The organism is Thauera sp. ZXT1-4 (assembly GCF_052598215.2).
Genome location: NZ_JBQWSN020000018.1, coordinates 1 through 12,959 on the forward strand (window position 1 = coordinate 1; position 12,959 = coordinate 12,959).

The following is a 12,959-nucleotide window of genomic DNA, read 5'->3' on the forward strand; positions in this document are numbered from 1 at the left end:
CTGCGCCGCGGCTATCCGGTCGCGTACAAGCCGGTGGCCTAACTAAACGGCATTGCCTGCCCGAGGGCAAGTACGCCGCCTGCGCAGAGGTCTGCCCCACCGGCGCGACGCTGTTTGGCAAGGTCTCCTCGCTCAAGGCCGAGGCCCACCGCCGGCTCGCGCTCGAGGAAGGCGCCGCCACCGTATGGCCGCGCGGCAACCTCGACACCGCCGACCAGCCCGCCTGGGAAGGCCCGGCGCCGCACTATGTGCAGCACGTCTATGGCGAGAAGGAAGTCGGCGGCACGCAGATGTTCAAGCTCTCCGCGGTCGCCTTTGACAAGCTCGGCCACAAGCCGCTGCCCGAACGCTCCTTCTCGTCCCAGTCCGAAACCCTCCAGCACACGCTCTACGGCGGCCTCGTGCTGCCGCTCGCCGTGCTCGGCGTGATGAGCTGGGTGGCCAAGCGCAACGTGAAGCACGACGACGAAATTCACGACGACCCGATGCACGACACCCAAGACGGGGGCAAGCGCCATGAGTAATCACACCCACGCCGCGCCCGCACCGGTCGGCGGCCGGCTGCTGACGCCGGTGACCTTCACCTGCGGCGTGCTGATCCTCGCCGCGCTCGCCATCCTCGCCGTGCGATTCATCTACGGCCTGGGCGAGGTCACCCACCTCAACGACGGCTACCCCTGGGGCATCTGGGTGGTGGCCGACGTGGTGATCGGCTCCGCCTTCGCCTGCGGCGGCTTCTCGATCGCGATGCTGGTGTACATCTTCAACAAGGGCGAATATCACCCCCTGGTTCGTCCGGCCCTGCTCGCCAGCCTGTTCGGCTACACCCTGGCCGGCGTCGGCGTGATCTTCGACCTCGGCCGCTGGTGGAATTTCTGGCACATCCTCAGCCCGAGCTACGCGTCGCCCAACTCGGTGATGTTCGAAGTGGCGCTGTGCATCTCGCTCTACATCATCGTGATGTGGATCGAGTTCTCGCCGGCCTTCCTCGAGAAGTGGGGCATGAAGGACGCGCGCCGCAAGCTGAACAAGGTGATGTTCTTCTTCATCGCCCTGGGCACCGTGCTGCCGATGATGCACCAGAGCTCGCTGGGTTCGCTGCTGATCGTGTTCGGCACCCAGATCCATCCGCTGTGGCAGACCATGCTGCTGCCACTGATCTTCCTGCTCTCGGCGATCACGATCGGCTATGCGGTGGTGCTGTTCGAGTCCTGCCTGGCCGCGGCCGGCTACCGACGCTCGATCGAGATGCACCTGCTGACCCCGCTGGCGAAGATCATGCTTGGCGTGCTGGCGGTTTTCATGATCGTGCGCTTCGGCGATCTCATCGTGCGCGGCGCGCTCGGCCACGCCTTCACCGCCGACTTCCGCGCGTTCATGTTCTGGCTCGAGACCGCCTGCTTCCTGTCGCCCTTCGTGCTGCTGCGCACCGAGGCCCAGCGCCGCAACCCGGCCCGGCTCTTCGTCGGTGGTGCGCTGCTGATGATGGGTGGGGTGCTGCTGCGCATCAACGCCTTCCTCATCGGCTACGACACCGGCGAGGGCTGGTCCTACTTCCCGTCCGTTTCCGAGCTGCTCGTCACCTTCGGCATGTTCGCCATCGAAGTGCTCGGCTACATCGTCATCACCCGCCGCTTCCCGGTTCTGCCGCGCGAAGACGCGCCTCACACCCCTGCCGCCGCAGCCCTGCGCGCCGCCACCCGCTAAGGAGACCCAGCACATGAGCCAACGTATCGTCATCGACCCTGTCACCCGCATCGAAGGCCACCTGCGGGTGGACGTGGAGGTCGCCGACGGCCGTGTCGCCAAGGCCTGGGCCTCGGGACAGATGTGGCGCGGCGTCGAGAACATCCTGACCGGTCGCGACCCGCGCGACGCGTGGGCGATCACCCAGCGCATCTGCGGCGTGTGCACCACGGTGCACGCGATCTGCTCGGTGCGTGCGGTGGAGAACGCGCTGAAGCTGGAGATCCCGCTCAACGCCAACTACATCCGCAACCTGATCATCCTCGCCCACGCCATCCACGACCACATCGTGCACTTCTACCACCTGTCGGCCCTCGACTGGGTGGATGTCACCAGCGCGCTCAAGGCCGATCCGGCCAAGGCTGCTGCGCTGGCAGAGAGCCTGTCGACCTGGTCGGGCAACTCGAAGCACGAGTTCGCCAAGGTCAAGGAGCGCCTGTCGGGCTTCGTCGGCACCGGCCAACTCGGCATCTTCACCAACGGCTACTGGGGCCACCCCGCCATGAAGCTGCCGCCCGAGGTGAACCTGATCGCGGTGTCGCACTACCTGCAGGCGCTGGAAGTGCAGCGCTACGCCAACAAGATCGTCTCCATCCTCGGCTCCAAGACCCCCCATATCCAGAACCTTGCGGTCGGCGGCGTGGCCAACCCGCTCGCTGTCGATGCGCAGTCGGTACTGACCGTCGAGCGCCTCATGGCGATCAAGGGCTGGATCGACAAGCTGGACGACTTCGTCAAGAACGTCTACCTGGTCGACGTCGCGGCGATCGGCGCCTTCTACCCCGAGTGGACCCAGATCGGCCGCGGCATCGTCGACTACCTCGCCGCCCCGGACATCCCGCTCGACGGCAAGGGCGAGACCTTTGCGCTGCCCGGTGGCCACATCGCCAACGGCGATCTGGGCCAGTTCACCGAGATCCGCAGCTTCGCCGACGAATACCTGCTCAAGGGTGTCAGCGAGGCGGTCAAGCACTCCTGGTACGAGTACAAGGCGGGTGACGCTGCCACGCTGCACCCCTACGACGGCGAAACCTCGCCGAAGTACACCGACTTCCAGGACGAGGGCAAGTATTCCTGGCTGAAGGCGCCGACCCTGTACGGCAAGCCGATGCAGGTCGGCCCGCTGGCGCGCGTGCTGACCATGCTCGCCGCCGGTCACGAGCCCACGACGAAGTACGCCACCGCCACGCTCGAGCGCGTGTCGTCCATCGCCGGCATCCAGGTCGGCCTGGACGCCCTGCACTCCACCATCGGCCGCCACGCCGCGCGCGCAGTGTCGTGCGCGGTGCAGGTCGATGAACTCGCGAAACAGTGGGACCTGCTCCTCGCCAACATGGCCAAGGGCGACCTCGACACCTTCAACGCTCCGAGCTTCCCGCGCGGCGAGCAGCGCGGCATGGGCTTCCATGAAGCACCGCGTGGCATCCTGTCGCACTGGGTGGTGATCGAGGACGGCAAGATCAAGAACTACCAGTGCGTCGTGCCCACGACCTGGAACGCGGCGCCACGCAACGAGAAGGATGAGCCGGGCGCGTACGAAGCCTGCCTTGTCGACACGCCGGTCGCCGTGCCGGATCAGCCGCTGGAGGTGTTGCGCACGGTGCACTCCTTCGACCCCTGCCTCGCCTGCGCGGTACATGTGCTCGACACCGAGCAGGCCGAGGTCGTACGGGTCAAGGCTGCCTGAGGGGAACGCCATGCAAGCCGAGACGGACGCGAGACAGGCTCACAACCCGCCGGCCGAGGCCAGCCACGTCACCCCGGCCACGGCGGGCAGCAGTGCCGGCGCCCACGGGCGCGCCGTGCTGCTCGGGGTCGGCAACATCCTGCTCTCCGACGAGGGCGTGGGGGTGCGTCTGGTGGAGCGCCTGATGGTCGGCCACCGCATACCCACCGGCCTGCAGGTGCTGGACGGCGGCACCTGCGCGATGGAGATGCTCGAGGATCTCGAGCACCTGGATCTGCTCGTGATCGCCGACTGCGTGCGCAGCGGCCGCAGCCCGGGCAGCGTCGTGGTGCTGCGCGACGACGAGGTGCCGACCTTCTTCCGCACCAAGCTCTCGCCGCACCAGGTCGGACTGGCGGATGTGCTCGCGACCCTGCAGTTCGTCGGTCGCGCACCGCGGCGCACCGTGGTGGTCGGCGTCGAACCGCAGTCGCTCGCCACCGGCATAACCCTGTCCGCGCCCGTGCGGGCCGCCCTGGCCGAGGCGGAGGCTGAACTGCTCGACGCGCTGGCAGGCGGCGGCTACGGCCTGGAAGCCCTGCGGGAGGCTGCCTGATGTGCCTCTCCGTGCCGATGCAGATCCTCGCCCTCGAGGCCGACGGCGACATCGCCGTGGTCGGCCGTGGTGATCGGCGGGAGCGGGCGAACATGATGCTGCTCGGCCCGCAACCGGTCGGCACCTGGGTGCTGGTGTCGCTCGGCTTCGCCAAGGAGGTGGTCGCCGAGGAAGAGCGCGCGCTGATCGAAGAGGCGCTGGCTGCACTGGCTGCCTCGCTCGACGGCGACTACCACCCGGAAGACTTTTTCAGCGACCTCGATCGCGAACGCAGCCGGAGCGCCGCCACATGATGGAGCAACTGCGCCGCCCAGCGCGTACACCCCCACCCGCTTTGCACGCGCAGGCCTGGGACACGTCGCCCATGGCCGCGGTGCAGCAGTGGTTCGAAAGCGTGCTCGCCGAGCGCATGTCCGGCCTGCCCTTCCTGAATCCGGCGCTCTCGGTCCATGCCTTCGATTTCCGGCGCGTGGAGGGCGACTGGCTGGGCGGCGTAGTCACTCCGTGGAGTGTTCAACTGATGCTGCTGCCTGGCGGCGGCGAGCTGTGGACGGACACGCCCGCGGGCAGCCGGAGCCTGGTGACGCTGCCGGTCGGCACCCTGCCCTTCATCGCGGACGAAGGCGACGCCCGCCTTCCCGCGTTCCAGTACTTCCCCCTGCTCAACACCGTCACCGGGATCGCGGACGACCAAGCCGCACGCGCGCTGGTGCAGGATGCCCTGGCCACCGCCTGCCAACCGCCTGCCGCAGCCACCGGCCCGGCCCCGGCGGACACGCCCGCATCCTCATCACCGGTCGATACGAGCCGCCGCCGCTTCCTGCGCTTTGGCGGCACACCCGCGGGGCGCTGACGACGATGGCCACGGCTGCCTCGATCGATGCGGGCGCGCTGGAGGTGCACGCGCGGCTCGGCCCCAAAGGCCTGGAAGCCCTGCACCTGCGCAACACGCGCCCGGTCGCCGTGCGCGCACTCGAGGGCAGGTCACCGGCCGATGTGCTCGCGCGTGTCCCGCGCCTGTTCTCACTGTGCGCCATGGCCCAGACGGCCGCTGCGCGCGCCGCCCTCGACGCGGCCGGCTGCGGGCAAGGCGACACCGTCCCGACGCCGGGCCGGATACACGACGAGCTCGTGGTCGCGGCCGAGACCGCGCAGGAACACCTGTGGCGCCTGATGCTTGACTGGCCGGCCCTGCTCGCCCTGCCCGCCGCGCAGCGCACCGAATGGCGCACCCGCTTCACCGCGATATACCGCCGACTCACGACCATGCGCCAGGAGGGACAGGGCGCGCCCGACACCGAACTCTCCGCACTTGCACACGAGATCGCAGCCCCCCTGCTGGATGCGGTCGGCGGCGAACTCGACCCGGCCCTCACGACCGCCCAGGCCACCCCGCTGCTACCCATGCTGGGCGCACGCGCATGCGTCGAGCAGTTCGACTTCGGCCGCGCCTTCTCGCGGGCGCCGGAGCTCGACGGCGCCGCCCACGAAACCGGGGTGCTCGCACGCCACGCGGCCGATACCGAAACCGCCGCCCGCCTGCGGCAGGGCCAGCGCATCCGGGCACGGATCGCGGCGCGAATCGCGGATCTGCGCGAATGCGGGCAGGTGCTGTCCGCCTCGCCACGCCCGGATCGCACGCGCATCGACGCCTTCTCCCCGACGCCCGGCACCGGCCTGTCCTGCGTGGCCAGCGCGCGCGGGCTGCTGATTCACCGTGTACGCGTGGACGAAACCACCTCGGGGCCGCGGGTCATTGAGTACTCCGTGATTGCGCCGACGGAATGGAACTTCCACCCCCGGGGCGCCTTCGTCCGCGAAGCCCTGGCCGCGCCGCAGGGAACCCCGGCTGCACTCGAACGCAGGCTCCGCGCACTGGCTCTCGCGCTCGATCCCTGCGTGGCGGTAAGCTGGGCCATCGAGGAGAAACTGCATGCATGAGATGTCGCTGGCCGAGGGCGTACGCACGATCATCGAGGAATCGGCTGCCGCGAACGGGTTCGAAAAGGTGCGCAGCGTCGTGCTCGAGATCGGCGCGCTCGCCTCCGTCGAGGTCGACGCGCTGCGCTTCTGTCTCGACGTGGTACTGCAGGGCACGGCGGCCGAGGGCGCGCGCATCGAGGTCGAGCCGGTCGCCGGGGCCGGCTGGTGCCTGGCCTGCGCGAAGACCGTGCCCATGCACGAGATCTACGACGCCTGCCCCGCCTGCGGCGGCTACCAGGTTCAGCTGACCGCGGGGAAGGAGATGCGCGTCAAGGCGCTGGAGGTGGATTGACGCTAGCCTGCGCAGCAATCGAAACATCACCGCGGGCGAGAGACGCCCGTAAGGCAGCGACCGCACCCTACAGCCCCCCCTCGAGGGGAGCGGGCGCGGACGTTTTTGAATGGACACTGGAGTTTCTGAAGATGTGCACCGTTTGTGGATGTGGTACCGGTGAAACCCGGATCGGCGCGCTGGGCGGCGGCAGGCGCGGTGGACATGGCCGACCCGCGCACAGGCCGACACGCGCCTGGCGCGCGCTCGACACGGCCACTGCGGCCACAGCCACAGACGTGAAGCGCTCCGACCTGCACCACGCCGATGTCCCCCACGCCGACCTCCACCACACCGACGAGCCCCCCGCCGACACCCCGCAGGCCGGCAAAACGGTCGCAGACGACGCCCACATCCACCACGGCCATCACCACCTGCACTTCGGAACCGGGCCCGCACATGCACACGCACCGGGCCTGAGCCAGGCACAGATGGTGAAGATCGAGCGCGACATCCTCGGCAAGAACGACGCCCGCGCCGACCAGAACCGCGCCTGGCTGCGCGCGCACGGCATCTTCGCGCTGAACCTGGTGTCCAGCCCGGGCTCGGGCAAGACCTCGCTGCTGGTGAGCACGCTCGAGGCGCTGGCCGGACGGATTCCGGCAGCGGTGATCGAAGGCGACCAGCAGACCGAATTCGACGCCGAACGCATCCGCGCCACCGGTGTGCCCGCGCTGCAGATCAACACCGGCAAGGGCTGTCATCTCGACGCCGACATGGTCGCCCGCGCGCTGCCGCGCATGGGGCTCACCGACGGCAGCCTGCTGCTGATCGAGAACGTCGGCAACCTGGTGTGCCCGGCCGCCTTCGACCTCGGCGAAGCGCACAAGGTCGCCATCCTGTCTGTGACCGAGGGCGAGGACAAACCGCTGAAGTACCCCGACATGTTCGCCGCTGCGAGTGTGATGCTGCTCAACAAGGTCGACCTGCTGCCCTATCTGCGCTTCGACGCGCAGCGTGCCATCGAGTACGCGCTGCGGGTGAACCCTGCCCTGCGCGTGATCCGCAGCTCGGCCACCACCGGCGAAGGCCTGGACGAATGGCTGGCGTGGATCGAGGCCGGCCTGGGCGCCGCACGCGCCACCGCGCCGCAGGCATGAAGCTCGCGCTGAACGAGCGGGCGCAGCAGCTGCCCATCCTCGCGCTGGGGGCGTGGTTCAAGCACGCCTCCTGCCTGCTCGAAACGGACGGCGCGGCCTTCGGTCCCAACCTCGGCGACCTCGACAACGCCGACGCCTGTCGCCGCGTCGCCCCCGCGGCCGAGGCGCTGATCGCGCAAGCGGGCGGGCCGCTGCGCGCCATCGCTCACGACCTGCACCCCGACTTCCACTCCACCCGCGTCGCCACCGAACTTGCCGCCCGGCTCGGCGCGCCGGCGATCGGCGTCCAGCATCACCATGCCCACGTCGGCGCCGTGCTCGCCGAGCATGGCCGCTTCAACGCACGGCCGGTGCTCGGCCTCGCCCTGGATGGCGTCGGTCTGGGCACCGACGGCGAGGCCTGGGGCGGCGAACTGCTGTGGGTGGCGGGCAGCGAGTTCGTGCGCCTCGGCCACCTTCGCCCGCTGCATCTGCCCGGCGGCGACCGCGCCGCGCGCGAACCCTGGCGCATGGCGGCGGCGCTGCTGCACGCCTGCGGGCGTGGCGACGAAATCCCGCGCCGCTTCGCCCACCAGCCCGCGGCGGCCATGCTGGGCCATGTGCTGGCACGCCCCGCGCTGTCTCCGGCGACCTCCAGCCTGGGCCGCCACTTCGACGCCGCGGCGGGCCTGCTCGGCATCTGCGAGGTCATGCAGATGGAGGCCGAGGCCGCCATCGCCCTGGAGCAGCTCGCCAGCCGCGCAAGCGCCCCAGCGGTGGCGCGCACCGACTGGCAGCTCAACACCCGCAGCACTGCAGACGGTGGCGCCACGCAGGCCGTGCAGCCCGGAACGCCTCCCAAGGGCATCACCCTCGAACTCGACCTGCACCCCCTGCTGCTGCGCCTCGCCGACGAGCACGACGCAGTGCGCGGCGCCGCCCGCTTCCAGGCCACGCTGGCCGCCGCGCTGGCCGACTGGGTCGCCGCCGGGCGCCAACTGACCGGCTGTGACACCGTGGTATTGTCCGGCGGCTGCCTGCACAACCGCCTGCTCTCGGACGCGCTGCACGCCAGCCTGCCGGCGAGCGGCCTGCAGGTGCTCGGCGCCCGCCAGCTGTCGCCCGGCGATGCCGGGCTCGCGCTCGGCCAGGCCTGGGTCGCCATGCATCATCTCGCCGCAAAGGAAACCTGAGCATGTGTCTCGCCATCCCCGCCCGCATCGTCGAACTGCTGCCCGACGACCAGTGCCGCGTCGAACTCGGCGGCGTGCGCAAGGACATCTCGCTCGCGCTCGTCGATGGCGCGGCCGTCGGCGACTACGTGATCGTGCATGTCGGCTACGCCCTGACCCGCCTCGATCCCGAGGAGGCCGCACAGACCCTGGCACTGTTCGCCGAGGCGGGGATCGACCCCGAGGCCGCATTCGCAGACGACGCCACAGCAGCGGCCACTGCGCAATGAGGGCGCAGGGCAAGCCCATGAAGCACGAGGCGATACGATGAAGTACGTGGACGAATTCCGCGACGGCACGCTCGCCGCGGGGCTGGCGCGGGCGATCGCGCGCGAGGCCGACACCGGCCGCGACTACGCCTTCATGGAGTTCTGCGGCGGCCACACCCACGCCATCTCGCGCTACGGCGTCACCGACCTGCTGCCGCCCAACGTGCGCATGATCCACGGCCCCGGCTGCCCGGTGTGCGTGCTGCCGATCGGCCGCGTGGACATGGCGATCCGGCTCGCGCTCTCGCGCCCCGAGGTGATCCTGTGCACCTACGGCGACTGCCTGCGCGTACCCGCCTCCGACGGCCTGTCGCTGCTCAAGGCCAAGGCCCGGGGCGCCGACGTGCGCATGGTCTATTCCGCCGCCGACGCGCTCGCGCTTGCCGCACGCGAGCCGGCGCGCGAGGTGGTTTTCTTCGCGATCGGCTTCGAGACCACCACGCCACCCACCGCGCTGGTGCTGCGCCAGGCCGCGGCACAGGGCGTTACCAACTTCAGCGTGATCTGCAACCACGTGCTCACGCCGTCGGCAATCTCCACCATCCTCGAGTCGCCCGAGGTGCGCCGGCTCGGCACCGTGCCGCTGGACGGCTTCATCGGCCCTGCCCACGTGTCCACCATCATCGGCAGCCAGCCCTACGCGTTCTTCGCCGAGGAGTATCGCAAGCCGGTGGTGATCGCCGGCTTCGAGCCGCTCGACGTGATGCAGGCTATCCGCATGCTGGTGCGCCAGGTCAACGAAGGCCGCGCCGAGGTCGAGAACGAGTTCACGCGCGCGGTGGTGCCGGACGGCAACCTCAAGGCCAAGACCCTGGTCGCCGAGACCTTCGAGCTGCGGCGCAGCTTCGAATGGCGCGGCCTGGGCCTGGTGCCCTACTCCGCACTGCGCATCCGCGCCGCCCTCGCGCCCTGGGACGCGGAGGCGAAGTTCGGCCTCGACTACCGCCCGGTGCCGGACAACCGCGCGTGCGAATGCGGCGCGATCCTGCGCGGCGTGAAGAAGCCGACCGACTGCAAGCTGTTCGGCACCGTGTGCACCCCGGAAACGCCTATGGGCTCGTGCATGGTGTCCTCCGAGGGCGCCTGCGCCGCACACTACAACTACGGGCGCTTCCGCGACGTGCCGGTGCGCGTCGTCGGCGCCGCACCCCTGAACGCAAACCAGGAAACTGCATGAACACCGTCAAACCCGGCTACGTCCGCCCGCTGGACCTGCGCAACGGCCGCGTCGATCTGGGCTTCGGCGCCGGCGGGCGGGCGATGGCGCAGCTGATCTCCGAACTCTTCGCGCGCGCCTTCGCCAACGACTTCCTCGCCCGCGGCGACGACGGCGCCGTGCTGCCCGCGCCGGCACCGGGCGAGCGCCTGGTGATGGCGACCGACGCCCACGTGGTGAGCCCGCTGTTCTTTCCCGGCGGCGACATTGGCAGCCTGTCGGTGCACGGCACGGTGAACGACCTCGCGGTGATGGGCGCGCGCCCGCTCTACCTGGCCGCCAGCTTCATCCTCGAGGAAGGCTATGCGCTCGCCGAACTCGCCCGCATCGTCGATTCGATGGCCGCCGCCGCACGCGCGGCCGGAGTCATGGTGGTGACCGGCGACACCAAGGTGGTCGAGCAGGGCAAGGGCGACGGGGTCTTCATCACCACAACCGGGGTGGGCGCGCTGCCGGCCGGGCGCGATCCGGGCGGCGCACGTGCGCGGCCCGGCGACGTGGTGCTGCTGTCCGGGCGCATCGGCGACCACGGCATGGCGATCATGGCGCAGCGCGAATCGCTGGCCTTCGACTCCGAGATCGTCTCCGACAGTGCGGCACTCAACGGCCTCATCGAGGCGCTCTATGCCGCGGTGCCGGCCGAGGCGGTGCACGTGCTGCGCGACCCCACCCGCGGCGGCCTGGCGACCACGCTCAACGAGATCGCCACGCAGTCGGGCGTGGGCATGGAGCTCGACGAGGCGGCGATCCCGGTATCGTCCCAGGTGCACGCGGCCTGCGAACTGCTCGGCCTGGACCCGCTCTACGTCGCCAACGAGGGCAAGCTGGTCGTGCTGTGTGCGCCCGAGCACGCCGAGGCCGCGCTCGCCGCATTGCGTGCCCACCCGCTCGGCGCCGAGGCCACAAGGATCGGTGCCGCCACCGCCGACCCGCAGCACTTCGTGCAGATCCGCACCGGCTTCGGCGGGCGACGCATGGTGGACTGGCTCGCCGGCGAGCAACTGCCGAGGATCTGCTGATGGCCGCGGCGCTGCGCATCCTGCTCCTCACCCACAGCTTCAACGGCCTGGCCCAGCGCCTGTTCGCCGAGCTCGGCGCCGACGGTCACGAAGTCTCGGTGGAGTTCGACATCGCCGACAGCGTGACCGAGGAAGCAGTGGCGCTGTTCGCGCCCGACGTGATCGTGGCGCCCTTCCTCAAGCGTGCGGTGCCCGAATCGGTCTGGCGCCGCCACCTCACCCTGATCGTGCATCCGGGCATCGTCGGCGACCGCGGCCCCTCCGCGCTCGACTGGGCGATCCAGGAAGCCGAGGCTGAGGGTGGCGACAAGCGGTGGGGCGTCACCGTGCTGCAGGCCGAGGCCGAGATGGACGCCGGTCCGGTGTGGGCGAGCCGTGAGTTCCCGCTGCGCGCAGCGGCCAAGGCCGACGTCTATCGCAACGAGACCACCGCCGGCGCGCTTGCCACGGTGCGCGAGGCGCTCGCCCGCGTGCCCGACTGGCGCGCGGGTCGCTGGCAGCCGCGCCCGCTGGCGGAAATCAGCGATGCGCGCGGCCGCCTGCGCCCGCTGATGTGCCAGGCCGATCGCGCGCTCGACTGGGCGCGCATGGGCAGCGCCGAGATCCTCGCCCGCATCCGCGCCGCCGACGGCTTCCCCGGCGTGGCCGACGCGCTCTTCGATCAAGCCTGTCATCTCTTTGACGCCCACCCCGGGCGCCGGCCGGCCGGCTGCGAGCACGCCGCGCCCGGCACGCTGCTCGCCCGCCGCGACGGTGCATTGCTGCGCGCCACGGCGGACGGCGCGGTGTGGATCGGCCACGTGCGCCGCGCCGACAGCCCGCATCCGTTCAAGCTCCCAGCCACGCTCGCCTTCGCCACCGAGGCAGCCACGCTGCCGGAACTGCCCGCCACGCTGATGGCGCCGCCCGGCGCCGATCCGGCGACGCTCGGCTACCGCGAGCTCGCCTACCGCGAGACGGACGATGGCGCGCTCGGCGTGCTGTCCTTCGCGTTCTACAACGGTGCGATGTCCACTGCGCAGTGCCGCCGCCTGCTCGCCGCAATCGCGTTTGCCCGCAGCCGCCCGACGCGGGTGCTGGTGCTCGACGGCGGCGCCGGCTTCTGGTCCAACGGCATCCACCTCAACACCATCGAGGCGGCGCCCTCGCCGGCCGACGAGTCCTGGGCCAACATCGAGGCCATCGACGACGTCTGCCTGGCGCTGCTCGGCCTCACCGACCGCCTCACCGTCGCCGCGCTGCGCGGCAACGCCGGCGCCGGCGGCTGCTTTCTCGCCCTCGCCTGCGACCTTGTATGGGCGCGCGAAGGGGTGGTGATGAACCCGCACTACAAGAACATGGGCAACCTGTTCGGCTCCGAGTACTGGACCTACCTGCTGCCGCGCCGGGTGGGCGAGGAGGCCGCGCGCGCGATCATGCGCAACCGCCTGCCGCTGCTCGCCCGAGGGGCCGCGGCGCAAGGGCTGATCGACGACTGCTTCGGTAGCGACCGCACCGACTTCGCCGCGGCGGTGGAGGCGCGTGCACGCGCGCTCGCCACCGACCCGGCGCTCGCCGCACGCATCGCCGACAAGGCCGGCCGCCGCGCCGCCGACGAGGCCGAGAAGCCGCTCGCCGCCTATCGCGCCGCCGAGCTCGACATGATGCGGCGCAATTTCTACGGCTTCGACCCGAGCTACCATGTGGCGCGTTTCCACTTCGTGCTCAAGAGCGCGCAGTCGTGGACGCCGCGCCACCTCGCCCGCCACCGCGACCTGGGCTGGCAGATCCCGCGGCCCCGGGAAACGATCCTCACCCCCTGA

At 70.5% G+C, this 12,959-nt stretch carries 13 protein-coding genes and 1 pseudogene; all 14 read left to right on the forward strand.

What is annotated here, in order from left to right; genetic code table 11:
* Window positions 1–524 (forward strand): annotated as a pseudogene (locus ACUH78_RS13430) (hypothetical protein); the annotation flags it as partial.
* Window positions 517–1,707: a Ni/Fe-hydrogenase cytochrome b subunit gene (hybB, locus tag ACUH78_RS13435; protein WP_418364466.1), complete on the forward strand. Its 1,191-nt coding sequence runs from the start codon at window positions 517–519 to the stop codon at window positions 1,705–1,707. The pseudogene ACUH78_RS13430 and the gene hybB, both read left to right, overlap by 8 nt.
* A gap of 13 nt (window positions 1,708–1,720) precedes the next feature.
* The gene (locus ACUH78_RS13440) at window positions 1,721–3,433 is read left to right on the forward strand and encodes a nickel-dependent hydrogenase large subunit (protein WP_445333711.1); all 1,713 of its coding nucleotides are present in this window, start codon (window positions 1,721–1,723) and stop codon (window positions 3,431–3,433) included.
* A 10-nt stretch (window positions 3,434–3,443) separates the two neighbouring features.
* Window positions 3,444–4,028: a hydrogenase maturation protease gene (locus tag ACUH78_RS13445; protein ID WP_445333712.1), complete on the forward strand. Its 585-nt coding sequence runs from the start codon at window positions 3,444–3,446 to the stop codon at window positions 4,026–4,028.
* A complete protein-coding gene (locus ACUH78_RS13450) occupies window positions 4,028–4,321 on the forward strand; it encodes a HypC/HybG/HupF family hydrogenase formation chaperone (RefSeq protein WP_418364463.1) in 294 nt (97 codons plus the stop codon). Before ACUH78_RS13445 ends, ACUH78_RS13450 begins: the two co-directional genes overlap by 1 nt.
* Window positions 4,318–4,881: a [NiFe]-hydrogenase assembly chaperone HybE gene (gene hybE, locus ACUH78_RS13455; protein WP_445333713.1), complete on the forward strand. Its 564-nt coding sequence runs from the start codon at window positions 4,318–4,320 to the stop codon at window positions 4,879–4,881. The genes ACUH78_RS13450 and hybE overlap by 4 nt, the downstream gene beginning before the upstream one ends.
* Before the next feature lie 5 nt (window positions 4,882–4,886).
* A complete protein-coding gene (locus ACUH78_RS13460) occupies window positions 4,887–5,969 on the forward strand; it encodes a hypothetical protein (protein ID WP_445333714.1) in 1,083 nt (360 codons plus the stop codon).
* Window positions 5,962–6,303 (forward strand): hydrogenase maturation nickel metallochaperone HypA, encoded by a 342-nt coding sequence (gene hypA / locus ACUH78_RS13465; protein WP_418364460.1) that lies wholly within the window; start codon window positions 5,962–5,964, stop codon window positions 6,301–6,303. The genes ACUH78_RS13460 and hypA overlap by 8 nt, the downstream gene beginning before the upstream one ends.
* A 131-nt stretch (window positions 6,304–6,434) precedes the next feature.
* The gene (gene hypB, locus ACUH78_RS13470) at window positions 6,435–7,442 is read left to right on the forward strand and encodes a hydrogenase nickel incorporation protein HypB (protein WP_445333715.1); all 1,008 of its coding nucleotides are present in this window, start codon (window positions 6,435–6,437) and stop codon (window positions 7,440–7,442) included.
* Window positions 7,439–8,614 carry a Kae1-like domain-containing protein gene (locus ACUH78_RS13475; protein ID WP_445333716.1) on the forward strand — a complete coding sequence of 392 codons (1,176 nt, stop codon included), beginning with the start codon at window positions 7,439–7,441 and terminating at the stop codon, window positions 8,612–8,614. The genes hypB and ACUH78_RS13475 overlap by 4 nt, the downstream gene beginning before the upstream one ends.
* Before the next feature lie 2 nt (window positions 8,615–8,616).
* Window positions 8,617–8,883: a HypC/HybG/HupF family hydrogenase formation chaperone gene (locus ACUH78_RS13480; RefSeq protein WP_445333717.1), complete on the forward strand. Its 267-nt coding sequence runs from the start codon at window positions 8,617–8,619 to the stop codon at window positions 8,881–8,883.
* Between the two features lie 37 nt (window positions 8,884–8,920).
* On the forward strand, window positions 8,921–10,099 hold the full coding sequence (hypD, locus tag ACUH78_RS13485) for a hydrogenase formation protein HypD (RefSeq protein WP_445333718.1): 1,179 nt from the start codon (window positions 8,921–8,923) through the stop codon (window positions 10,097–10,099).
* A complete protein-coding gene (gene hypE, locus ACUH78_RS13490; protein ID WP_435751421.1) occupies window positions 10,096–11,157 on the forward strand; it encodes a hydrogenase expression/formation protein HypE in 1,062 nt (353 codons plus the stop codon). Before hypD ends, hypE begins: the two co-directional genes overlap by 4 nt.
* Window positions 11,157–12,959: a hydrogenase maturation protein gene (locus ACUH78_RS13495; protein ID WP_445333719.1), complete on the forward strand. Its 1,803-nt coding sequence runs from the start codon at window positions 11,157–11,159 to the stop codon at window positions 12,957–12,959. Before hypE ends, ACUH78_RS13495 begins: the two co-directional genes overlap by 1 nt.